Source organism: Streptomyces sp. NPDC029836, assembly GCF_055574495.1.
Genome location: NZ_JBVHZI010000021.1, coordinates 1 through 21,167, shown reverse-complemented (window position 1 = coordinate 21,167; position 21,167 = coordinate 1). Strand labels below are relative to the sequence as shown.

General features: G+C 69.0%; 22 protein-coding genes. 14 read left to right on the top strand and 8 right to left on the bottom strand.

Annotation, left to right across the window (positions count from 1 at the left end):
* Window positions 1-27: 27 nt before the first annotated feature.
* From ACZ4XJ_RS34275 to ACZ4XJ_RS34255, 5 genes are all read left to right on the top strand, one after another.
* Entirely contained in the window at window positions 28-969 is a 942-nt protein-coding gene (locus tag ACZ4XJ_RS34275) for a hypothetical protein (RefSeq protein WP_468498475.1), read from the top strand.
* Window positions 969-1,967, top strand: a complete 999-nt coding sequence (locus tag ACZ4XJ_RS34270; RefSeq protein WP_468498474.1) for a restriction endonuclease — start codon at window positions 969-971, stop codon at window positions 1,965-1,967. Before ACZ4XJ_RS34275 ends, ACZ4XJ_RS34270 begins: the two co-directional genes overlap by 1 nt.
* Before the next feature lie 520 nt (window positions 1,968-2,487).
* Window positions 2,488-3,648 (top strand): dsDNA nuclease domain-containing protein, encoded by a 1,161-nt coding sequence (locus tag ACZ4XJ_RS34265; protein WP_468498473.1) that lies wholly within the window; start codon window positions 2,488-2,490, stop codon window positions 3,646-3,648.
* A complete protein-coding gene (locus ACZ4XJ_RS34260) occupies window positions 3,624-4,208 on the top strand; it encodes a hypothetical protein (protein ID WP_468498472.1) in 585 nt (194 codons plus the stop codon). The genes ACZ4XJ_RS34265 and ACZ4XJ_RS34260 overlap by 25 nt, the downstream gene beginning before the upstream one ends.
* Window positions 4,205-6,133, top strand: a complete 1,929-nt coding sequence (locus tag ACZ4XJ_RS34255) for a hypothetical protein (RefSeq protein ID WP_468498471.1) — start codon at window positions 4,205-4,207, stop codon at window positions 6,131-6,133. Before ACZ4XJ_RS34260 ends, ACZ4XJ_RS34255 begins: the two co-directional genes overlap by 4 nt.
* Before the next feature lie 55 nt (window positions 6,134-6,188).
* Here the strand turns inward: ACZ4XJ_RS34255 and ACZ4XJ_RS34250 are convergent, their stop codons facing one another.
* Together ACZ4XJ_RS34250 and ACZ4XJ_RS34245 are read right to left on the bottom strand one after the other, a co-directional pair.
* Complete coding sequence (locus ACZ4XJ_RS34250; protein ID WP_468498470.1) at window positions 6,189-8,705, bottom strand: helicase associated domain-containing protein; 2,517 nt, start codon at window positions 8,703-8,705, stop codon at window positions 6,189-6,191.
* Between the two features lie 5 nt (window positions 8,706-8,710).
* Entirely contained in the window at window positions 8,711-9,571 is an 861-nt protein-coding gene (locus ACZ4XJ_RS34245) for a hypothetical protein (RefSeq protein WP_468498469.1), read from the bottom strand.
* Window positions 9,572-9,733: 162 nt separating this feature from the next.
* On the opposite strand from ACZ4XJ_RS34245, the gene ACZ4XJ_RS34240 reads away from it, so the two are divergent.
* Window positions 9,734-10,210 carry a hypothetical protein gene (locus tag ACZ4XJ_RS34240; RefSeq protein ID WP_468498468.1) on the top strand — a complete coding sequence of 159 codons (477 nt, stop codon included), beginning with the start codon at window positions 9,734-9,736 and terminating at the stop codon, window positions 10,208-10,210.
* Between the two features lie 128 nt (window positions 10,211-10,338).
* The gene (locus ACZ4XJ_RS34235) at window positions 10,339-10,788 is read left to right on the top strand and encodes an SRPBCC family protein (protein WP_468498467.1); all 450 of its coding nucleotides are present in this window, start codon (window positions 10,339-10,341) and stop codon (window positions 10,786-10,788) included.
* Between the two features lie 161 nt (window positions 10,789-10,949).
* Here the strand turns inward: ACZ4XJ_RS34235 and ACZ4XJ_RS34230 are convergent, their stop codons facing one another.
* Both ACZ4XJ_RS34230 and ACZ4XJ_RS34225 read right to left on the bottom strand, forming a co-directional pair.
* A complete protein-coding gene (locus ACZ4XJ_RS34230) occupies window positions 10,950-11,351 on the bottom strand; it encodes an STAS domain-containing protein (RefSeq protein WP_468498544.1) in 402 nt (133 codons plus the stop codon).
* Between the two features lie 147 nt (window positions 11,352-11,498).
* Window positions 11,499-11,738: a hypothetical protein gene (locus tag ACZ4XJ_RS34225; RefSeq protein ID WP_468498466.1), complete on the bottom strand. Its 240-nt coding sequence runs from the start codon at window positions 11,736-11,738 to the stop codon at window positions 11,499-11,501.
* 167 nt (window positions 11,739-11,905) lie between these two features.
* Here ACZ4XJ_RS34225 and ACZ4XJ_RS34220 point away from each other — a divergent pair, with 167 nt between their 5' ends.
* Both ACZ4XJ_RS34220 and ACZ4XJ_RS34215 read left to right on the top strand, forming a co-directional pair.
* Window positions 11,906-12,163: a hypothetical protein gene (locus ACZ4XJ_RS34220; protein WP_468498465.1), complete on the top strand. Its 258-nt coding sequence runs from the start codon at window positions 11,906-11,908 to the stop codon at window positions 12,161-12,163.
* A gap of 406 nt (window positions 12,164-12,569) precedes the next feature.
* Window positions 12,570-12,785 (top strand): hypothetical protein, encoded by a 216-nt coding sequence (locus tag ACZ4XJ_RS34215; RefSeq protein WP_362882484.1) that lies wholly within the window; start codon window positions 12,570-12,572, stop codon window positions 12,783-12,785.
* 100 nt (window positions 12,786-12,885) lie between these two features.
* Here ACZ4XJ_RS34215 and ACZ4XJ_RS34210 read toward each other — a convergent pair whose 3' ends face one another.
* Complete coding sequence (locus ACZ4XJ_RS34210) at window positions 12,886-13,221, bottom strand: DUF6233 domain-containing protein (protein ID WP_362882486.1); 336 nt, start codon at window positions 13,219-13,221, stop codon at window positions 12,886-12,888.
* A 378-nt stretch (window positions 13,222-13,599) separates the two neighbouring features.
* On the opposite strand from ACZ4XJ_RS34210, the gene ACZ4XJ_RS34205 reads away from it, so the two are divergent.
* The 3 genes from ACZ4XJ_RS34205 (at window position 13,600) to ACZ4XJ_RS34195 (ending at window position 15,612) form a co-directional block, all read left to right on the top strand.
* Entirely contained in the window at window positions 13,600-13,920 is a 321-nt protein-coding gene (locus tag ACZ4XJ_RS34205) for an STAS domain-containing protein (RefSeq protein WP_362882487.1), read from the top strand.
* A gap of 423 nt (window positions 13,921-14,343) precedes the next feature.
* Window positions 14,344-15,363, top strand: coding sequence for an ATP-dependent DNA ligase (locus ACZ4XJ_RS34200; protein WP_468498464.1), 1,020 nt, complete (start codon window positions 14,344-14,346; stop codon window positions 15,361-15,363).
* An 87-nt stretch (window positions 15,364-15,450) separates the two neighbouring features.
* Complete coding sequence (locus ACZ4XJ_RS34195) at window positions 15,451-15,612, top strand: hypothetical protein (protein WP_468498463.1); 162 nt, start codon at window positions 15,451-15,453, stop codon at window positions 15,610-15,612.
* Window positions 15,613-15,742: 130 nt separating this feature from the next.
* Here ACZ4XJ_RS34195 and ACZ4XJ_RS34190 read toward each other — a convergent pair whose 3' ends face one another.
* Together ACZ4XJ_RS34190 and ACZ4XJ_RS34185 are read right to left on the bottom strand one after the other, a co-directional pair.
* Window positions 15,743-15,976, bottom strand: coding sequence for a hypothetical protein (locus ACZ4XJ_RS34190; RefSeq protein WP_362882491.1), 234 nt, complete (start codon window positions 15,974-15,976; stop codon window positions 15,743-15,745).
* Between the two features lie 93 nt (window positions 15,977-16,069).
* Complete coding sequence (locus ACZ4XJ_RS34185; protein WP_362882492.1) at window positions 16,070-16,330, bottom strand: hypothetical protein; 261 nt, start codon at window positions 16,328-16,330, stop codon at window positions 16,070-16,072.
* A 482-nt stretch (window positions 16,331-16,812) separates the two neighbouring features.
* Between ACZ4XJ_RS34185 and ACZ4XJ_RS34180 the strand changes: the two genes are divergently transcribed.
* Entirely contained in the window at window positions 16,813-17,067 is a 255-nt protein-coding gene (locus ACZ4XJ_RS34180; RefSeq protein WP_468498462.1) for a hypothetical protein, read from the top strand.
* Between the two features lie 760 nt (window positions 17,068-17,827).
* A complete protein-coding gene (locus ACZ4XJ_RS34175; RefSeq protein WP_362882496.1) occupies window positions 17,828-18,001 on the top strand; it encodes a hypothetical protein in 174 nt (57 codons plus the stop codon).
* Window positions 18,002-18,163: 162 nt separating this feature from the next.
* On the opposite strand, the gene ACZ4XJ_RS34170 is transcribed toward ACZ4XJ_RS34175, so the two are convergent.
* Complete coding sequence (locus tag ACZ4XJ_RS34170) at window positions 18,164-20,674, bottom strand: helicase associated domain-containing protein (RefSeq protein ID WP_468498461.1); 2,511 nt, start codon at window positions 20,672-20,674, stop codon at window positions 18,164-18,166.
* Between the last annotated feature and the right edge of the window lie 493 nt (window positions 20,675-21,167).

The following is a 21,167-nucleotide window of genomic DNA, read 5'->3' as shown; positions in this document are numbered from 1 at the left end:
GTCAGCGGTGATGTGTAGCCTCACCCGGTGATGATTGACCGGAATGCGGCTGTAACACCGAACCGCTACGAAAGTCCCCTACTGCGCCGCACGATCGGCAGACGGATAGGACGTGCCGACCGCGACGACATGCTGCGCGCGTTCCTGTGGGCAAGCGAAGTTCGCATAGCCGACGAGGTCGCAGCAGCCTGGCGTGAGCTCCACGAAGACCTGAAGAGAGAGGTCCGTGAGGCCGAGCGCAGGGAGGGACGGCTGGAATGGAAGCGAAGCGATCAAGTAGCTATCGACTGTCATGCCGCAGCCGGTGAGCTGCTCACCGGCCTTCGAGAGGAGAGCCAGAGCGCAGCCGAGGCAGTCGAGCACTGCGCCGAACTCACCGGGGAGTTCCAAGACTGCCTGGGCCTAGATCTAAAGGTCAGGCGGGACACGCTGGCCGACGTCCGCGTAGCCCTCGCCGCGCTGAACGATGACCTGCTGGCCGCCAGGGAACGCTTCAGAGAGCTGCTCAACGGGGACAGGACGGAACTCCAGGAGCTAGCTGACCTGGAGAGAACGCGGCTCGACGCTACCGGTCCAACACTCCAACAGATGGACGAAATGCAGCAGGACCAGTTTGACGCCATCGTGCGTGCGGCAATGGAGCGCTCCGGCTTCCAGGCACTGCAACGCGCACCACGGGTCATCGAAGTCTTCCGTGACGATGCGAAGTGGGGGCTGGTCTACTGCGCGCACACTCACAATCCGGGCCCTGAAGGGAAGATCGACGTCCGCGACCTCGCAACGGCACAGCGCCTGGCCGCAGACGGCGATTTCGACGGCGTTCTCATGGTCAGCAATCTTCGGTACATCTCACGGGCAGGCCTTCGCTACATCCCGGGCATGACCTGCTCGGTCAAGCGAGTGCACCGCTTCGAGCTCCAGCAGTGGATCGAATGGAACGTGCCCCTGCGCGCTCTGAAGGTCGCCTGATGCACATCAACTGGACAACGACCGCAGCGATGCCCCAGTACGCCAGCCCCCAGCTGCAGGAAGCCCTCCGGCGTCGAATCGCCGAGGCCACCGACGACGAGCTACTTGCGGCCCATCTTCACTGGACAGAAGGGCAGGTGGTCCTGGACTGGTTTGGTGAGGCGTGCGACCTGGCTGTCCAACTCCAGCGCGAACTTGAGGCAGTGGACGCCCTCGTTTCACCGTCGAACAGCCCCTTCAGTCGCGACTACCAGCTGGTCCACGCAGCCCTCCGCCAAGCCCTCAATGAGGAGAGCACCACGGTCAACCGTGCGAAGAAGCAGACCGGGGACAACTGGCGTCAGCTGCGAGTGCAGACAACCGGTGACCTGGCGCCTCGGTACTGGATCCACGCCGATACCGCGGGCTCCCCCGTCAACAAGATAGGGACGGTCAAAGCTCAGCTCGCTCGAGCAGCACAAAACATGAATGACGCTTTGGCACGGCACAGGAACGACCTGCACCAGCTGGCCTTGCTCGAGGCAGATCTGGACCGGTTCCTCCACACCGAAGACAGCATCTCCGTCGAGGAGATACACGGCATGACGCCAGCCGCCTTCGAGCGGGCAGTGGCCGCACTGGCCAGGCGCGATGGCTGCCGCATCCTGAGAGAAGGCGGGGGAGCACGCGACCTTGGCGCAGACGTCATCGCGGTGGCACCCGACTCCAGGCGCATCGTCTTTCAGTGCAAACACCGCCAAGCCGGGTTGAAGAAGGTGGGGTCACCTGAGATTCAGACCCTCAACGGCACCGCCCGTCCGGAGCACCGAGCAGACATCGTCGTAGCCGTGACTAACGCGACGTTCACCAAGCCAGCTACCGACTTCGCCCACGATCACGAGATCCACCTTGTGGACCAAGCCCGGCTGCACCGCTGGGCCCGTTGGGGTGAACCCCTCTTGGCCGTCCTGGGAATCGACGAGACGGGACCACGGACCGTTCTCTCTTGCACAGCTTGAGCGGACCAGCTCGGGTCAACGGGGCAGACCGAACTTGGGTCATCCGTCGATGCGGCCTTGCGGTCGGTGAGTCACCAGCGTGCGTGTCACCGCGGGTGGTGAATGAACTGGTGAGTCACCGGCGCGTCAGGGCTGGTGAGTGGCGGCTGAATTGGTGAGTTGCTGCTGTGTGGGGCAAGGGCCGGAGAGCGATGACATTCGCTTCCAGTCAGGGACCGCTTCCCGCCTGGCGGGCGCCGGTTCCGTCCCGGGCAAGCTCCAGGCGACCCTGGGCAAGCCTCCTGATGACTGGGTAAGCCTTCCGCTGGCAGCGTGGGCAAGCCTTAGGTGACCCCGGGCAAGCCCGCGCTGGCCGCACCTGGTCCCGCGAGCAGACGGTGTGAAGCGTCGATAGAGGACAGCGGTTTGGGGTCGGGTCCTTGCTCTTCTGCGAGTGCCGCGGCCGGGATCTCCCCGGCTGTCGACGGGAGATCACAGACCTCCTACGCTGCGTGGTCGGGGAGTAACGAGATGGGGGCCGATGACCGATCCAATCGATACTGAAGCACCGGATGACACAGGGTCGGGCACGGTACGGCGGTTCGAATACCAGGTACACGTCTCCGTGCAAGGAGTCCTGGAGATGCTCGCGGGCGGAACGGTCGTCCACGTGACCTGTGAGCACATCGAGGACGTGACCGTCGCCCGCCGGGGCGATCCACGGTGCGCGGACGATGTGTTCTGGGACTTCCAGCAGATCAAAACGAGGGATGCCGTCGGGCCCTGGACGCTCACGGACGTACTCGCCAGTAAGCCCCTGAAGAGCCTGTGGCGCACGCACGGAAGCGTGGCGGGCACCGGCCTTACCTATCAGCTGACCGCCGGTCTTGAGGGCCATCTCGACCCAGCCGACGATGCAGTCATGGCCCTGTCGAAGGGCCAAGGCGGAGACAACGCGGCGTGCCGCAAACGGGTCGCGACGCACCTGAAAGTCAAGGAGGACGGACTCACCGACTTCCTTCCCCTGGTGCGCATCAGACCGCTGCCACGCCGCGGTGACATCGAGCTGCGCAACACGCGAGTCCTGGCTGATCTCGGCCCCGGGCTCACCATGGCGACAATCGACGCCCTCTACTACGAGTTGCTCCGACGTACCCGCGATGCCACCCAAGGTCTTCCCGTAGCCCGGTGGACAGAGCTCCTGGTCCTCGACAATCCGCCGCCGGCCGTGCTGAACAAACGCCTCACCGCGGCGGCGATCGCCGATATACGCCAGCGCCTGACCCATCCCCACCACGTTCTGCTGGAAGACCTTTCTCAGCAACTGCATGGCCCGGAGACCGCTCTCGTTCGCAAGCTCCGGGCAGGCGCGGCCTCCAAGGAGGTCATCGAAGACGCGCAGATGCTCCGTGCTCAAGCGGAGCGCCACCGCTTCCGGGAGCTGGCCATGGGAGCCTGGCAAGGCGACCAGGCCATCGAGACGGACCTTGACCAACGTCTGCTCTTGCTCGCTCGCCGCACCGGACGGGCCCACAAAGGACAGCCTCAGCCCGCGGACGCCATCTTCGACGAGCTGCAGCGCATGCTCGATGCTAGCCCCGGCACGTACGACCGCCACCCCCTCTACGCCCAGGACGGTGTACTCCTGATGGGCAGGGCATGCGGGATCTCGGACGAGTGCAAATTCGACTGGGGGAGCTGATCGAGATGGCTCCTATCCCGACCGCGCCCACCGCCGCCGTGCCGCCCACAAGGCCGCCCTCGGCCGATGCCCAAGCACGCCTTCTGCTTCTCATCGACGTCTTCTCGGAAACCAAGGCAAGCAAGGGCATCGAGGGGCGCATGAAGCTGGCCAAGCTCGACTTCCTGCTGCGCTACCCGGACCGCTTTAACACGCTCATGGCTGTTCGACGGCCCAACGTCGATGCTGGCGAGAACCCCTGGCTGACCGGAACGATCGAGCAGAGCATGATCCGCTACAGGTATGGGCCGTGGGACCCCGCCTACTACGCGCTGCTTGGAGCCCTCACAGGCAAGGGGCTCATCGAGCCCAAGCACGAGGACGCCGTTGCGACCTACTGCACTACCCAAGTCGGGCATGAGGTGGCACGTGCTCTCGCGGAGAGCGAGAGCTGGAGCCCGGTGCGCGATCGGGCAGTGCTGCTGCGCCGGCACTTCAACCTGAGCGGCATCACCTTGAAGAACCTGATCTACGAGACGTTCCCCGACATTGTCGAGGCGGACTGGGGGACCCACCTATGAGACTGCGTATCGAAGAGATCACCCTGGTCGGCACCAGCCGCACGATCCGCTTCGAGCCCGGGATGAACGCGATCATTGGTTCCATGAGCGGTGGCAAGACTGCCACCGTCAGCTGCCTCCGGGCCCTGCTGGGCGCCGACGTGAGCGTCGTCCCCGAACTTCGTGGACGGACGATCGCCGGCACCGTGCTCGTCGGAGAGCGCCGTTTCCGCATCGTCCGCCCCCTGGTCACCACCCCGAACGCCATGGTGGAGATCGCCGAAATCGAAGGCCGCCGGGAAGTCTGGAGGCTGCCCGCCAGCCAGCTCCAAGCCGGGTACGACGAGACGTTCCGTGACTGGTGGCGCGACGTACTAAAGCTCCCCCGCCTCCGCGTTCCGCGGGCTCCGAACGACGACACGAGCCCCCTAGTTCCCGTCACGATCAGCGACTACCTCATGTACTGCGTCCTCCGGCAGAAGGAGATCGACTCCTCCGTCTTCGGAACCCCGGACAACTACTCCAAGAACATCAAGCGCAAGTACGTCTTCGAGATCCTCTACAGCCTCTACGACCCCGAGGCAGCAGGACTACGAGACCGCCTGCGTCAGGTCACCACCGAGCTGGCAGCCCTCACCGCGGATGCGAACACCCTGGAACGGATCCTCCTGACCACGGCCTTCGCCTCCCGTGCCCAACTGGAGGTAGAGCGGCAGCAGACCGAGCAGGAGCTCACGCACGCTCGCCGAGCCGACGTCGACCTCAGCGGCAAAATGAACATCACCCGGCCGACGACCGTCACGCTCCGCGAGCTGATTGCCGAGGCGGAAGCCGAGATTGCCCGGATCGCCGGCGCGACCGAGGCCGAAGCCGTCTCCGTCACCAACCTTCGTGAACTGCACGGACAGCTCATCGCCCAGAGCCGCCGACTCACCCGCGCCCTCGTCGCAGAGCGACTCCTCAACGACTTCGAATTCCACACCTGCCCCCGCTGCGGAGCCGGCGTACCGGACAGAGGAGACGAGCACACCTGCCGCCTCTGCCTGCAGACCCCGCCCAACCTTCCGGCGCCGTCCTCCCTCGCAGCGGAACAAGACCGAGTCATCGAGCAGGTGACCGAGACCGAAGAGCTCATTGCCCGGAGCACTCACCGCCTCGCTCAGCTCCAGACGGCCCTGGCGGCCCAGAACCAAAGCCGGACGGACCTTGGCGCCCAACTGGACCGCGCGACGTCCACATACATCACCGACCAAGCCGACCGAATCCGAAGCATTGCCGCCCAGCAGGCTCGACTCGAGGAACACCTCGCCCGCCTGGACGACGGCCTGGCCCTCCACGACCGGCTCGCGGGACAGGCCGAGCGCGTAGCGGAACTGGAACGCGAACAGGAAGACCTCAACAGCAAAATCGACGCCACCCGCCACAGCAACCAGGCCGTCAGCGACCGCTTGCGGAAACTCGACGACGCTTTCGAAGCCGCCCTCCGCAGCTTCGACGCACCCCGCTTCGACAATGAGCCAGGCTCCTACATCAACAAGAAGACGTACATGCCCGTCGTGGACGGCCGGCCCTTCGGTGACCTGCAATCGCAAGGCGTCGAGGTACTGGTCAATGTCGCCCACGTCCTCGCACACCAGCGCACGGCACTAAACGACCCCGACATCCCCCTGCCCAATCTCCTGATCATCGACGGCATCAGCAGCAACGTCGGCCACGAAGGCATCGACCTCGAACGCCTGCGCAAGATGTACGCGAGCCTCCTGCGCACCGCCACCGAACACGTCGACCGGCTGCAGATCATCGTCACCGACAACGACTCCCCTCCGATTGAGGGCATTCACAGGCCGCTGGAGCTGTCCGACACAGACCGACTCGTTCCGATGCCTCCTGCCGAACCTGGTGTCGAGCAGCCTGCAGACGCACCGCCAGAGGAAGCTGGCGCGTGACGACGTGCGGTGGGGCCGGACAGGATCAACCCTGTCCGGCCCCACCGCAGGCCCCCTACGGCTGCGCCCACCGCATGCCGACCTTGGACAGCTGCTCGACGCGTTCGGGTGCCAGCGCGGCGCCGCGCCGGCGCTGGTTGTCGATCCACATCCCGAGCTTCAGCGCCACGTCCTGCTGTGCCTGGCCGTCGCCGCCGGTGGTGATGGTTTCGACGTGCTTACGGGGCACCGTGAGGTGGCCCTCGCGGGCGTAGAACTGCTGGGCGGCGGCGTAGTGCATGGCCCACTTGTCGGCCTGGCTGGTGCGCGCCTTCGGCTTATCGGCCTCGGTCGCGGGCTGGATGCCGAGGATCTGTTCGCACATCCACTGCTGGACTGGGGTGAGCTGGTCCCAGCCGTGCCGGACCGAGGTGACCCACCGGCCCAGATCCTCGCCCTGGCGCACCGTTTCGCCCACCACGGTGGGAAGTGCCTGGCCGGCGTCCAGGTGTTGGCGGACGAGGTGGAAGCAGCGCTGCCACGTCACCGGCCATACCGGGCACCAGGAGGGGTCGATGTCCTCGAGCTGCTCCCGCCGCTTCCGGGTCATCGCGCCGGCCGACGACTCCACGGGCAGGCCCTCGGCCCGCCGCTGCTCGATCTCCCGCCCCTTCCGCGCGGCGACCCGCGCGTTCTTCAGCCAGATCCCCACCTGCGCGCCCTGGTAGGCGGCGTCGACCCGCGCCAGGAGGTGCCCGTGCTCGGCGGCCCACCCGCGCGCGGCGGCCAGCCCTTTCTCCCACGCGACGTCGAAGTGCGACCAGACCATGCCGAGCTTCTCCAGCTGAGCGACGCGCTCCTCGTCCATGTCGCCGCGGGCATAGAAGCTCCGGGCGTCGGCGGTCCACTGCCCCAGCGGGAAGTTCGCCAGTGAGGCCGGCCACCCGGCCTTCTCCGCCTCCTCGGCGGCCGGGACGCGGAACGTGAACGGGACGCGCAGGTCGCCGTGGGCGCGGGCGTAGATGACGGCGGCTTCCACCCCGCGCCGCCAGTGCTCGTGCTCCGGGTTGAGGACGCGCAGGTTGATGAATGCGGCGAGCGCGGCCGGGTCGCGGGGCGTGGAGAACTTCAACAGCGCCTTCGCGGGCCCGCTGACACTTTCGGAGCCGTTACCAGTCCCGTTGCCGCTCTTACCACGGCCCTCGTCGCTGACGGGCTTGTAGCGGCTCGGAGCCTGCTGCTCCGCGAGGGTCTCCACGATCCGCGCGTCGTGGGCCCGGAGGGCTTCGAGGAGCTTGGCGAGCCCGCCGTACGCCCGGGAGGTGAGCATGTTGTCTGCTGTCTCGCCGGGGCCGAGCAGGATCGGCACCACCAGTGAGGCCACCTTGCCCTCGCCGGGCTGCATCCGCAGGGCGCGCCCCACGGCCTGGACGAGGTCGGGCATGGAGCCGCGGACATCCGCCCAGTAGACGGAGTCGCAGTTCTTGGTGTCGACTCCCTCGCCCAGCACCTTCACGGAGCCGAGGTAGCCCTTCTCCACGACGGTGCCGTCCGTGGCGATCCCCTCGGCGAACTCGGCGAGGACCCGGCGGCGGTGGAGCGGCTTGTGCTCACCGCACAGCCAGTCCGCCCAGATCGTGGCTGGGTACAGCTCGCGGTCGCTGGCATGCAGCTGTTCGGCGACGTCGGGAAGGCCGGCCGCGAACGCTTCGGCTTCCTTCACCACGTGGTGGAAGACCAGCGTCCTGCGGAAGCCCTCCTCCGCCGACGCCTTCACCAGCGCGGTCTGCAGCGCCGCGAGCCGCGCCCCGCGGACTTCGGCCGAGCTGCTCTCCGCGCCCAGGAGCTGAGCGGCCTGGAGCTGGGTGTCGGTGACGTCCACGCATACGACCTGGTAGGGGGCACAGATGCCCCTGCCGATGGCTTCCGAGAGCGACAGGGTGAAGCACCTGCTGCCGAACGGGCCGTCCGGGTCGTCGTCCATGCTCGCGACCAGCTCGCCCGGCGAGCCGGCCTCGTCCTCGTCTCCGAGCTGCCACATGCGGGGCGTCGCCGTCATGTACAGCCGGCGCAGGGCCGGGATGCGGGTGTTGTCGTGGATGACCGCCCAGGGCTTCCCGATCCGGCCAGAAACGCGGTGGGCCTCGTCCACGACGATGAGGTCCCAAGCCGCCAAGCCCCTCGCGTGCGCCCGCTCCAGCGTGCCGAGCCCGAGGCTCGCGTAGGTGGCGTACACGGTGACCTTGTCCAGGCCCCGTGTCCACTCCACCAGCTCGTCCACATCCGTGGTGTTGGGGAAACAGACATCCTCGCCCCGGAGTGAGGACACCCCGATCATCGGGCCCTGGCGGCCCCCCGCGCGCCACGCGACCTCGGTCTGTGTCAGGAGGTCCAGAGACGGCACAAGCACCAGCACACGGCCCGCGTGGAGCTCTTCCGCGCTGCTGGCCGCCACCCGAGTCTTCCCGGACCCGGTCGCCATGATCACCTGGGTCCGCATCCCGCGTTCGGGGATGGTCTGGACGGCGGTCAGTTCCAGGGCGCGGACGACTGCGTCGGCTGCTTCGCGTTGGTGGGGTCGAAGATTCGTCACGGACGTCACAGTGGGTCCTGCCTGTCGCGGTCGGGCGAGCTGTCAGGCGCTTTGGTGTGCGTCTTCGCGGGCTGGCCGGAGGCGGCCTGGCGCTTGCGGCGCCGGTGCTCTCGCTGAGCCTGGGACCGGGCGCACTCGCGGGTGCAGTACTTGATTCCGCTCGTGCGGTTCTGCCCGTACTCGGCGCGGCCGCGCTGGCGGACGAAGGAGCCTCGGCAGGTTTCGTTTGCGCACTCGCGGAGGGTGGCTTCCTCAGCCAGGTGGTTGTAGAGCTGCAGGAAGGCGACGGACAGGACCGAGGGTCTGCGGTCGCTGAGGCTCCCCAAGCCGACACTGAATGGCTTGAGGGCATGTTGCAGTTCTGTTCGAAGCTGGGACAGCCGAAGGGAAGCGGTGGCCGTGCGCAGGTCGTCGAGGGTCGTGGGGTACTGGGCCTCGGGGTTGTCGCTGTTGCCAGCTCGCAACTGGGCGAGGTGAGATTCGGACACCTCGGTTTCGACCAGTGCGTCGAAGCCGCCTTCGCGGTGGAGAGCGACCCACGTGGCGATGGCCTGCTGCGCCTCGCCGATGTAGACGCGCACCAGTTCGCCGTGCAGTGACCACGGCCCGTTGCGTGGGTGTTCGCGCTCTTCCAGTTCCTGTAGGCGTTCGTATTCGTCGTAGTCCCAGCCGCCGGTGTCGATGCTGCCGCCGAGTCGCCCGTAGGCGGCCATCCAGCCGGCCACGGTGACCAGGTCGCCGGGATCCACGGTCATCAGCTCGCGCAGGTAGAAGTCTTCGGGCAGCATCGCGCTCGCTGGCTCGCCCTGCCGCGGGTCCCCGATGTTCCAGACGATCCAGTCTCCGTCGGCGCGCGCGCTGCTCATCGGGGTCATGCCAGGCTGCGGGACCGCGGTACCCGGCCATAGAGTAGGACGAAATCGTGGGTCAACGTATGCCGCCATGTTGGGCATCATAGCCCTACGGAGGAATACGAAAACTGAAAGTCTCGTATCACTGTCCCTGAACTGGTGTGACAAGGAGCCGTAGTGACGAGCTGGCAGGAACGCAAGCCGGTCGGAGATGTCCATGAGCAGCGCGTCGCGACCGCGCTGCGTCAACACGGCTGGACCGTCCAGCTCTGCGGCCAGGGAACTTACCCGCCCACCATCCAAGTCGCCCTGCGCCGAACACGGTCAGCCCTGCGCCAGTTCCCCGACCTCATAGCGGCCCGCGAAAGCGAACTCATCACCATCGACGCCAAAGACCGCATGCCCAGCACCCACACCGACCGCTACGCGATCAGCACCGCCACCCTCAACGCCGGTCTCATCTTCACCGCCGCCCACGCACCGACCCCGCTCTACTACGTCTTCGGAGACCTCAAAGTCCTCACCCCCGCCGAAGTCCTCCACTACACCGACCACGCCCTACGCCACTCAAGCGGCGCCTACCACCTCGTCAGTACCCACCGTGCCCACGCGTTCGACGACGTCTTCGGTTCCGCCGCCCCCCGAGCGGCTTGAGTCGGGAACGCCGGCCTGCGTCTGTTCGTGGGTCATAGGTCCGGGAGCGCGGGCAGGTGTGCGGTAGGGGGAAAGCCTCCCCGGTGTGGTCGGGCGCCGTCCGGCTGGCGTAGAGGAGGGATGCTTTCGTGTCGAAGGTCGAGGAGTCCGTCGAGGTCGACGTTCCCCTGCGTACGGCTTACAACCAGTGGACGCAGTTCGAGTCGTTCCCGCACTTCATGGAGGGCGTGGAGCGTATCGATCAGCTCACCCCCACGCTGACGCATTGGGTGACGAAGTTCGGTGGCGTGGACCGGGAGTTCGACGCTCAGATCACCGAGCAGATTACTGACGAGCGGGTCGCCTGGACCACCGTGGATGGCGAGCTGAAGCAGGCGGGTGTGGTGACCTTCCACCACCTGGCCGACAACAAGTCGAAGGTGATGCTGCAGCTCGACTACGACCCGGAGGGCTTCGCCGAGAATGTCGGGGACAAGCTCGGGTTCGTGAAGCGGCAGATCACCGGTGACCTGAAGCGGTTCAAGGAGTACATCGAGGCCCGCGGCAGCGAGACCGGTTCCTGGCGCGGAGAGGTCTGAGCCCCACGCCCCTTCGCGTCCGTGACGTTTCGTGTCCCAGAGGTGGGGTCCGGCCGCTGCCGGGAGACCGCGGGCCGGGATGGAACGGCCTGCGGCACCATGTCCAGCGTGCCCACCTTTGGGATGGGTTACGCATGCGCCCAGGTCGTCGACGGCCGGGTTCAGCCGGCCGGTTCGGCCACCATCGGTCGGTCGGATTCGGTGTCGCGGGCCTGGTGGGCGCGTTCCTCGATGAGTCGGCGGAATCCGGGGAGCGCGTAGCGTTCCCCGGCCGCCGCGTGGCGGCCGGGAATTTTGGCCAGGTCGGCCATGACCTGCTGGGGTTGGGCCTGCCAGCCCACGACCAGGACGCGCAGTCCCTGACATTCCGCCCTGTGATGCAGGTCCAGCAGATGCAGGAGCCCCTCACGGTCCATCAGGATCACACCGTGCAGGTCCAGCATGAGGACCCGCTCCCCGACGATGTCCCGCTCCAGCACCCGGCCCAGGACGCCGCCGCCGCTCTCGTCGAGTTCACCACCCACGATGACCCAGAGGGTGCGGTCCCGGTGCTCGACGTCCACAGTGATCAACGCTTGCCTCCCGTCACCCCGCGAGCCGGTGCTTCCGGGGGCCTCATCCTGACGCCGAGGCGACTACGCCGCGTCCATGGCACGCCGGCACCCACGCCCTGTGTTGGGCACCGGCTGCGTGGGGCCTGCACGCACCGGTCAGAGTGTGGCCGCCGCCGGGGCCGCCGCTGGGTCGGGGTGGTCGGTGGGAAGGGCGAGGCGTGAGCCGAGGCGGAACCGCATCTCGCCCGCGGCGGCACGTACCTCTTCGGAGCGGGTCTCTTCCTCGAGGGCGCCGAGCAGCATCATGACCGCCCTGGCCTCGTCGCCGGTCAGCAGCTTGAGGCGGCTATCGGTCACGGCGTCCAGGAGTACGCCCAGAAAGTCTTCGTCGTCCATGTCCACGCCTGCACAACGCCGTACCGCCGCCACCGGTCACCACCCCCTCACCGACCCGCGGCAAAGGACGCTCCACCGCCGGGCAGGAGCCTGGTTGTCAGTGCCCGTCCGTACCGTCGAAAAAGCAGGGGCTGGACCGGCCGGCCCGCGGCGGGAAGGGAGCGGAGATGGGCAAGATCAGCGTGAGCGGGGAAAGCCTGGAGCGACTGCTCACCGACAGCTCCGGCACGTACCGCGCCCCCTATCAGCAGGCCTTCGCCGAGCTCGCGCGCACGCACCGCGGCCGGCCCGCCGCCGAGATCCTGCCCCTCCTGGCCCACGCCGCGGATCGGGCGCTTCTCGGCTTTTCTCGCGGGGACCTGTGGGAGCAGGCCCGCGCGATCAGCAGCGGGGAGCCCTACGTGCTGCGTGTCATCGTCACTTGACACTCGGTACCGTGGTTGGCCGGACCGGCCAACCACGGCACGCAGTCTCACGTGCGGCCGTGAGGTCCGGCGGGCGGCTTCCCCGCCAAGAATGGTTCCTACCGCTTCGGATGGTGGGACCGCACGGTCGGGGGCGGCAGTGCCCTTACGCCGGCCTTGCCGGCGTATGCGGGCCGGGGCGTCGGTCGTCTCGCCGACTCCGTCGCCAACATCGAGCCTCTCCGGGGAGCCGACCCCGGCGGCACAACGCGCTGACCGACGCAGCCGCGCACGTGCGGGCCGTCACCCTCACGGGGTGGCGGCCCGCACTGCTGCGCCACGGCCCGCACTGCTGCGCCAGCCCTTCTTCACCTGGTTGGTGGCGGGCGGGGTGCCGGCGGCGGGGCGGGGGCGGAGTGTGGGGGGCATGGCCGCGAAGCTGATCGTGTATCCGCCTGATGAGCATGGTTGGCGTCGGGTGCGCTATGACGGGACGGCTATCGGGGTGGCGCACCGGCCCTCCGATATCCGGGTGTTCCTTGAGATGGCGGGGCTCCAGGACGCGGAAGACATCGACCTGACCGACCCGGACGTTGCGGAGTGGCGCGGCGGCGGTCCGGAGGTGTGGGACCCGCTGACCTGACGTGGGTGGGCACCTGCACAGTGGGGGAGGAGCGGGTGCCCACCGGGTGACGGCCGGGGCCGCTCACCGGCCGGCCGCCGTTTCCAGGGTAGGCCGGTAGTCAGTCGATGATGCCGAGCGCGGTATCGGGGCGGCAGTGCGGGCACGCGCGGATCCCCTCGGCGAGTGCCCGCCGTGCTTCGTCCAGGGTGGCCGGCTTGCATCGGGTGCGGGTGTCCCAGCAATCCCCGGTATGCACCCGGACCGCCGGCCGGCCGGCGCCGATCCCGTGCTCGACCAGCCATGCCGGAGGCGCCGGCGCGGGCCTGCGCTCGGCCGACGCCGCGAGGAGCTGCTCCTCGACGGCGATCCAATCCCGCGTGCGCTTAAGATCGCGCACCTGCACCCGCTCAAGGAAGCGGAGCAGGTCCAGACGCGCGGTGGAGGAATCGGACACGATCAGGTTCCGTACTGCGCCCGCCGCGCGGCTTTGCAGGACGTGCAGGTGGGCGAGGCGCCTACCCCGTATTTGCAGGTCGGAGCGTGGCAGATCGCACATGGTCCCGTCTGGCTCGGGGACCAGGTGGCGGGCTGTTGCCTGGACGGAGCGGCCGGGGCGAGGGTGGGGGACGTCATGATGCGCTCCTGACTGGGCGAATTCCCCTATTCCATCATGTGTTCGATTTACTGGCCTACCGCAGTGCACGCGAGGCACGCCCGGAGCGCCCCCGTACGGCGCAAGCCGCGACTGTCGGCCGCTCCCGGCGAGGAATGGTTTCTACCGCTTCGGGTGGTGGGCCCGTACGGTCGGGTGCATCAGTGCTGATGAGGGGAGATGGTGGTGGAGACGCCAAGGGTGGTCGTGCGATCCGATGCGGGTGGCGAGGTCAGAGTGGTGTGCTCGGGCGAGTTCGACCTGGACTCGGTGGGCCTGCTGGCGGATGCCTGCGACGGCGGGGCCGCCGAAGCCGAGCTCCTGGTCGTCGACGTCGCCGGGCTGGAGTTCGCCGATTCGTCGTTCCTCGGCGTGCTGGTCCATCTGCGTAACACCCGGCATTTGGTTCTTGCGGGTCCGGTGCCGAGTCAGCTTCGTCGGCTGCTGGAGATGACGGGCGTCCTGCCCCTGTTCGAGATCCGGGACGGCACCGCGGCCTGACCGGGCGATGGCGGGGGTGTGAGTCCCGGCGGTGGGTGTCCGGGCAGGGCCCCACCGCCGGGAGAGCCGCGCCGGGGATGCGGGGGAACATCGGCCGCACGGCAGGTAGGCAACGGCACCGGGGCCGTGATGGTCACGGCTGAGCCCTCGGCCGGTTGACGGCCGCTCGGCTCCGGACGCGGACGCGTCCGTGGGGGTGGACTCGTCAGCCATCCGCCACAGCCGGCGAGGCGCCGGGGACCGGGGCGTGGGACGGTGCGAGCGGGAACCGTAATCGACGACGGGCCTCTCTCAACAGGACCCGGCCGGCGCGCCCCGTAGTCACGCCGGCCGGGTTCTGTCATGAGCGGGAAGGGCCCGTGCCCCGGGGCGGTGCGCGGGCGGTCCGGGGTCCGGCCCGTGGGACGGGCGGAGGGTGGGGAGATGGTGTTGCGGCCGCCGGTGGAACCGATGCTGGCGCAGGCCGCCGAGGCGGTCCCTCCCGTACGCCCCCACGCCGCGGTGGCCTATGAGCAGAAGCTCGACGGGCACCGGATGCTCGTGTTCACCCCGGACGGCCCCGGTGGGCGGGTGCTCCTCCAGACCCGCCGCGGGAACTTGGTCCAGGGCGCGTTCCCCGATCTGGTGGCGGCGGCCGAGCAGCTCCCCCACGGCCTGGTCCTCGATGGCGAAGTGCTGGTGTGGGACCCGGAGGCCGGCGCCCTGTCCTTCGAGGGATTGCAGCGCCGGGCCGCCGCCCGAGCCCGCACCGCACCCGCACTGGCCGCACGCCTACCCGCCTACTACATGGCCTTCGACATCCTCCAGCAGGACGGCACAGAACTCCTCACCCTGCCCCAGCGGGAGCGACGCCGACGCCTTGAGGTCCTGTTCGCGGCCCGCGCCCTGACCGCCCCGTGGACGCTCTGCCCGATGACCACGGACGTCGCGACGGCCCGGGAGTGGCTGGAGTCGTGGACCGACGTCTCAGGCGTCGAAGGCTTGGTCGTCAAGAGCCTGACGGGCCGGTACACGCCCGGATACCGCGGCTGGACCAAGGTCAAAAGACGCGACACCACCGAAGCGATCATCGGCGCCATCACCGGCACCCTCACCCACCCGCAGCTCCTGATCCTGGGCCGCCACGACACCACGGGCCGCCTGCGCACCGTCGGCCGCACAGTGACCCTGCGCCCCGACCAGGCCCGCCAGGTCGCCGAACACCTCACCGCGGCCGGCCCCGGGCACCCGTGGGCCGGCGCCAAGTTCGCGACCGCGTGGGGCAGACGCGACGTCCTCGACCTGACGGTGGTGCGTCCCGACCTGGTCGCGGAGATCAGCGCCGACCGGGCCGTCGACCACGGCGTGTTCCGCCACCCCGTGCGGTTCACGCGGCTGCGCCTGGATGTGGGTGTGGATGACGTGGCCCGGCTCGGGGAGGGGCCGTCCGCCGTCGCTGGATGACGAGTAGGCCCCGGGCGCGACGCGTGGACGGAGCCGGTCGAGCGTGGCGAGGAGATGGTGTCGAGGCGGCGCCGGGCGCTCGGGCGTGTGCTGCTGGGCCGGCTGTCCGCCGCTGTGCTCGGCGCGGTGGTGGAAGCCGTGGTGACCGTGTGGGTGCCGCAGTTGCCGGAGGTCGGGCGGTTCCTGGGGGTGGTTGTCGAGACGGTCGCCGGGCGCCGCTGGGGCCGTGGAGGATATCCGCGCGGCTGACGGAGGAAGCGACGGCCTGGGCGCGCGAGTTCGACCGCTGGCTCAAGCTCGCGAGGTGCGGGTTCTCGGAGCCCGCTGACCTGCACTGGGGAGGTTATCGGTGAGGTTTTCGGTGAGGTTTTCGGCAACCTCACCGGGCACTCGGTGAGGTCACCGCGGGGGTCGGGCCGGTACCCAGGATGCGTCGGCCGGTGCCGCGGGCGGTGGGAGCGGTGACGGCCTGGACGTCGGCCGCCCGCTCGGCGGCGAGCCGGCCGCGCGGAACGCCCTCCCGGGCGCGGGACGGCTGCGGATCATCGGACTCGGGGCGGGGGCCGGTGCCGAGCCGGCTGTCCGGTGACAACGAACCTGGACCGATTGCCATCGAAGTTGGACCTCAGCCAGCCTCTGCGCCCAGGCGCGACACAGCCCCGGTCAGGCATCACCTGCTGGACCGGGGCTGTCGAACCTGCTGTCCCTACCCGGCGTTGCTCGGCTCCCCGAAAATTGGGATGCCGCCGAACGTGCCGAGGCCTCCGAAGCCTCCCACGTTGTCGTCGTTGAAGCTCGCTTGGTTCATTCCGTTCTGTCCGTTGGTGCTCGCGTCACCGGTGTTCCAGAAGACGCTGGACCCGTCGTTCAAACCGACGCCCGCCTGAGCGGGTACTGCAACGCCACCGACGAGGATCGCTGCGAGGGCGCCGCCGGCCGCCAGTTGTGACTTCCTGAAGAGGCTCATGCGTCGTAAACGATCACGGGCGGTCCGGGTTATCCCCGGGGCGGGGTACCGGGCCGCGCTCGCCTGTCCCGGCCGGGACCTCTCCTCGATGCGCGGGCCGGGGCTGGGCAAGCCCGGCCGGCGGCCGCCGCTCAGGGGTTGCACCGGAAGGGGGCTCCACAGTTGCCTGGAGAGGTGCTCTGGGCGGGGGACCGGGAGTGTGACCGGAGGTGGGACCCCCCAAAGTCGATGATCTTCCATCGCCGCAGGTCAGGGGCCGTGGGCAAGCCCCTTTCGTAAAACGACACCTCTTTTGTACGCGTCAGCCGGACGAAGAGATTGATCCGATGGGACCGGCCGGGGCGGCCCGCCCGGTCCGGCGGACCCGTCCCCTCATCCCCCGCGTCCGCCAGGAGTCGCTCAGGAACCGGTCCTGACCTCGTGTTCGCAACGGGCCCCCCCGGAACGGTCTGTGGGGGGAGCGTGGCGGGATGGAACGTGGGATGAAGCCGCGGGTGTACGGGTCGGGGCCGGGGGAGCCGGCGGGCCCGACGGCGGGGCACGAGTACGTCGACCTGGTCGGCGGCCCGCTCGATGGGCAGCTGCTCGACGTGACCGGCTGGACGGCCGCGGATCGGGCGGGAGGCGCGCTCCTGATCGCCGATCTCGGCCTCTACGGGCCGGGCGGCCGCGCCGACCACGCCCCCGACGACGATGCCGCCGGCGGCCCGTTCCGGTGGCGCGGCGACACCGCCTGAACCCCCGGCCTGTTCCTGAACGGTGGGGGGAAGCATCGGGGGAACCATGGGGGGAACCTAGTGGGGGAAGCATCCGGGGAACCTAGAGGGGGAACCATGGGGGGAAGGTGCTCCCGGTGAGGTTCCGCGTTGTGGCTGGTCAGGTGCCGTTCCGCGGGTGGTGAGTTTCCGGACTTTCTCTTTGTTGGGTTCTTGTGGGTGGTTGATTGGTTGTTGGTCTCTGGCCGTGGGCTGTCCTGGGTGTTGGTCGGGGTGGTTCTGGTTCTCGGGCTTGGGGTTCGGTCCTGTGTTGAGTTCCTGGCGTTGTTGTTCGTGGGTGATTCCTTGGCCTTGGCTGTGTTGAGTCCCTGAGTCCCTGAGTCCCTGATTTCGTGAGTCCGTGGGTTCCTGGCGGGTGTGTCCGTGGGTGGCCGTGTACGGGTCCCTGACGGCTGTGCCTGGGTAGGGTCGGGTTCAGTCCGTGCCGACATGGGTGTGCGGGTCAGGACCGGTGCCCAGGCGCTCTGGGGCAGTACGACCGGACCGACTTCGGCCTCGGTACACCCACGGTGTGCCGAGGCCGCACTGCGTTCCGGAATTACCCACCCAAAATATTGAATGAGCTTTCGTCAGGTGATCAGGTGCCAGTCGCGTAGCGGTTGCGGGGCTAACCCCTCCCCGTCGCAACCTGCTCCCGACCAACCCGAGACGACCGTCCGGCTGGTCCGCGCTCCACCCCACCGCATGCCGACCCTCGGCATGCCCGACGAAGGGAACACCCGTGTCCTCGCTCGCCCTGGCCGTCCTGCTGCTCCTGGTCCTCGTCACGCTGCTCCTGGCGGGCGGCATCGGCTACGTCGCCCACCGCAACCCCGCCCTCGTCGCGCCGATCACGGCGGCCGGGACGGCCGTCGCCCTGGTCGTCGCCTGCCTCGGCCTCATCGCGGCCCGATGACCCGGACCGGCCCCGCCTACGGCCGACGCTGCGGTGACTGCAAGGGGGTCAAGGGCTTGCCCACCTTGCGAATGCCGGGTGGGCAAGCCCTTGACCCCGCCTGGGCAAGCCTCAGGCCTGCCTGGGCAAGCCCCCGCGCCGGCAGGCTTGCCCACCCCGACGTCAGGGGCCGGGCGCCGCCCACTCGACGCCCAGCTCGGCGAGCGCGGCCAGCTGCTCCGGGGCCAGCCGCTCCCGCCGCTGCTTCTGGTTCACGACCCAGACCCCGGTCCGGTGCGAGCTCCCGTCGGGGAGCTCCTCGACGTGACCTCGACCCGGAACGCCCCCGCCCTCGCGTTCCCGGTACTGCGCGAGGGCTTGAATGCCCGTCTGGAACGCTGCCGCGCCGCGCCCGGCCGGGACGGCCCCGGCCGGCTTCGCGGGCGTCTGACGGGCGCGTGGCGTCTTCTTCACCCCGAGCTCGGCGAGTCGGGCCCGCTGTCCCTCGGTAAGCCGGTCGAAGTCGCGGCGTTGGGTGGTGAGCCAGCGGCCGACGTCCTCGCCGTGTCGAGTCACCCCCGGCACGATCGCGGACAGCCGGGCCCCCTCGGCGAGGAGTTGGGCGAGGTAGGCCTGGTGGCGTTGCCAGTCGACCGTCCAGCCCCGTTCGGCCGGGTTCCAGTCCTCATCGATCGCGGCCAGCGCTGCGGCTCGACGTTCGGCCCGTACGGGGTCCTTGCCGAGTCCGCCGGGCCGGCGGACGTTGGTCAGCCACTGCCCCACCGCGACGTCCAGGGCGGTCGCGTGCCTCGGCGCGGCGAGCGTCCCGTGGAGTTCGTAGTAGGCCCGCGCGGCGCCCAGGTTCCGCTCGAAGCCGGCGTCGGCGGTGTCCCACACGATCCCCAGCGCCTCCAGTTCGGCCGCCCGTTCCCCGGACATCTGTCCGGTCCGGAAGGCGCGTCGCTGGTCGGAGAGCCAGCGTCCGAGGGGGTAGGCGCCCTCGACGTGGTCGTACGGGACCTCCAGCCCGCCCTCCCGTTCCCGGTACCGCAGGCCGGCCTCCAGACCCCTCCGCCAGTCCTGACGCTCGGTGTTGAGGACCTGGTACTGGATCCACTTCGCGATCAACGCCGGATCACGCGGAGCGGCGAACCTAAGTAGTAGACGTGATTCCGCTTCGCCATCAGCGGGCGGCTTTCCGATCGTCGGCGACGGCTGCACCACGCGCTTCTGATTCTCCTGGGGAATGGCCAGCATTTCCACCGCGCGTTCATCGTGCGCTCGAAGTCCATTCAGAACCCGAATCAGCGGCCCGTACGATTTCGACGTGAGAATGTCCTCGGGATCCTCATCCTCTCGCAGGAAGACGGGCACGATCAACGTGGCCATTTTCCCCTCGCCGGGCTTTTGCCGGAGCGCCCGGCCGATGGCCTGGACGATGTCGACAGCCGACCCCTTCGGGTCGATGAGCGCCACTGAGTCCACGGCCCGGATGTCGACCCCCTCACCCAGGACCCGACAGTTGGCGAGGATCGCGCGGCCGGCGCGGCGGCCGAAGTCGGCGAGGACGGCGGTCCGGTGCTCCATCTCGTGCTCCCCGCGCAGCCACCCCGTCCACACGGTTGCGGGGTGCCGGCCCGGGTCGGTGGCGTGCAGCCGGCGCGCCACCCGATCCAGCCCCTCGGCGAAGGCCTGCGCCTCGACCGTCCGGTGGTGGAAGGTGATCGTGGTTTTGAGGTCGTGCTCGGCCATGGTCTCCAGCAAGGTCGTCTGCACCGCCGCGAGCCGCTCACCCCGCAGCCGCTCGTCGTGCCGTTCCTCGCTGTAGAGCCGCTGCGGGGTCACCACGGGATCGGTGAGCTCGGCGACGACGATCTGATACCTGGCGAGCAGGCCTCGGGAGATCGCGTCCGCCAGAGACAGCTCGTAGACCACCGGCCCGAACACCCGGCTGTCGTCCATGGAGCAGGCCATTTCCTGGGGCAGGCGATCCCACCGGTACCTCGGGACGTAGGTCCGGCCCTCGGCCTCGGCCTCCTCGCGCCGTGCCTCCTCGGCCTGCCGGCGCTCCTCGTCGGCCCGCCGCCGCTCCAGTTCCTGCGCCGGCGTCCGGGGCGGACGCTCCATCCAGATCCTGGGGGTGGCGGTCATGTACAGCCGGCGCCGCGCGGGGATCACCTCCTGGCGGTGAACGTCCCCCCAGGCCTTTCCCGCCGACCCGGACGTCCGGTGCGCCTCGTCCACGACCACCAGGTCGAAGTCCTCCATCGGCAACCCGTACTCCCCGCCGAACGTCTCGGCGATCACTCCGAGGGAGGCGTACGTGGCGTAGACGGTCACCGGGCCCCGGCCATGCCACAGAGCGAGCTGCGGCGCCGACGTCGTCGTCCGCACCCGAAGCCCGTACAACTGCGCATCGCCATCCAAGGAGCAGGCAGCCACAGCCGGCCCGTCATGGCCGGCCGTCCTCCACTCCCGGGCGGTCTGGGCCAGCAGGTCGAGGGTGGGCAGCAGTACCAGGACCCGGCCACCCCGGGCCAGTCGCAGCGCGGCCGCGGCGGCGATGAACGTCTTCCCGGTCCCGCACGCGGCCACCACGGTCGCCCGAAGGCCGGCCTTGGGGATCCGCTTGCCCGGCGGGATGTCGAGCCCCCGGACAATCGCCTCAACCGCCTCCTCCTGATGAGGCCGCAAGCTGATACCGCCGAACTGCTGCATTCGCTCTCTCCGTCAGCCAGAGGAATTCCGGAACATTCCCTGTCCCGGGGGAGTGGAGGATTTCTCGTGTTGGTACACAACATCAGAATTCCAGTCGGATCCGCGTGGAACCAAGGCAGATCCGGCCGGTAGGTAGTGCCAGGTTCCTCGGGATACTACACACTTACATCAGGGACTGATGTAGCCTCGACTCTAGCCTTGGTCCTGGAGGCGGAGCCGGAAGGGCCTGGGGTGGGAGCGGAGCGGACACCCCAACGGGCCGTAGGCCCGGACCCCGTGAAACGGGGTCATCTCGCCCGGCGCAGCCGGGCGTTCGGGACAGGGCGGAGCCCGGTCCCGAACCCGTCCCGAGCGCAGCGCGGGACGCCGGCCCGAAGGGCCGGCCACGGCCCGGCGCAGCCGGGCCCGTCGAGCGCAGCGAGGCGGTTCGCTTCCTGTGCGCGCAGCGCACAGGGTCCCGCTCCGCGGG

What these genes read in the sequence shown, in the direction of transcription:
- ACZ4XJ_RS34205 (WP_362882487.1), top strand. Translation starts at nt 13,600, where the DNA reads ATGGTGGTGGAGACGCCAAGGGTGGTCGTGCGATCCGATGCGGGTGGC.
- ACZ4XJ_RS34255 (WP_468498471.1), top strand. Translation starts at nt 4,205, where the DNA reads ATGAGACTGCGTATCGAAGAGATCACCCTGGTCGGCACCAGCCGCACG.
- ACZ4XJ_RS34220 (WP_468498465.1), top strand. Translation starts at nt 11,906, where the DNA reads ATGGGCAAGATCAGCGTGAGCGGGGAAAGCCTGGAGCGACTGCTCACC.
- ACZ4XJ_RS34215 (WP_362882484.1), top strand. Translation starts at nt 12,570, where the DNA reads ATGGCCGCGAAGCTGATCGTGTATCCGCCTGATGAGCATGGTTGGCGT.
- ACZ4XJ_RS34200 (WP_468498464.1), top strand. Translation starts at nt 14,344, where the DNA reads ATGGTGTTGCGGCCGCCGGTGGAACCGATGCTGGCGCAGGCCGCCGAG.
- ACZ4XJ_RS34185 (WP_362882492.1), bottom strand. Translation starts at nt 16,330, where the DNA reads ATGAGCCTCTTCAGGAAGTCACAACTGGCGGCCGGCGGCGCCCTCGCA.
- ACZ4XJ_RS34225 (WP_468498466.1), bottom strand. Translation starts at nt 11,738, where the DNA reads ATGGACGACGAAGACTTTCTGGGCGTACTCCTGGACGCCGTGACCGAT.
- ACZ4XJ_RS34270 (WP_468498474.1), top strand. Translation starts at nt 969, where the DNA reads ATGCACATCAACTGGACAACGACCGCAGCGATGCCCCAGTACGCCAGC.
- ACZ4XJ_RS34265 (WP_468498473.1), top strand. Translation starts at nt 2,488, where the DNA reads ATGACCGATCCAATCGATACTGAAGCACCGGATGACACAGGGTCGGGC.
- ACZ4XJ_RS34245 (WP_468498469.1), bottom strand. Translation starts at nt 9,571, where the DNA reads ATGAGCAGCGCGCGCGCCGACGGAGACTGGATCGTCTGGAACATCGGG.
- ACZ4XJ_RS34190 (WP_362882491.1), bottom strand. Translation starts at nt 15,976, where the DNA reads ATGGCAATCGGTCCAGGTTCGTTGTCACCGGACAGCCGGCTCGGCACC.
- ACZ4XJ_RS34180 (WP_468498462.1), top strand. Translation starts at nt 16,813, where the DNA reads ATGAAGCCGCGGGTGTACGGGTCGGGGCCGGGGGAGCCGGCGGGCCCG.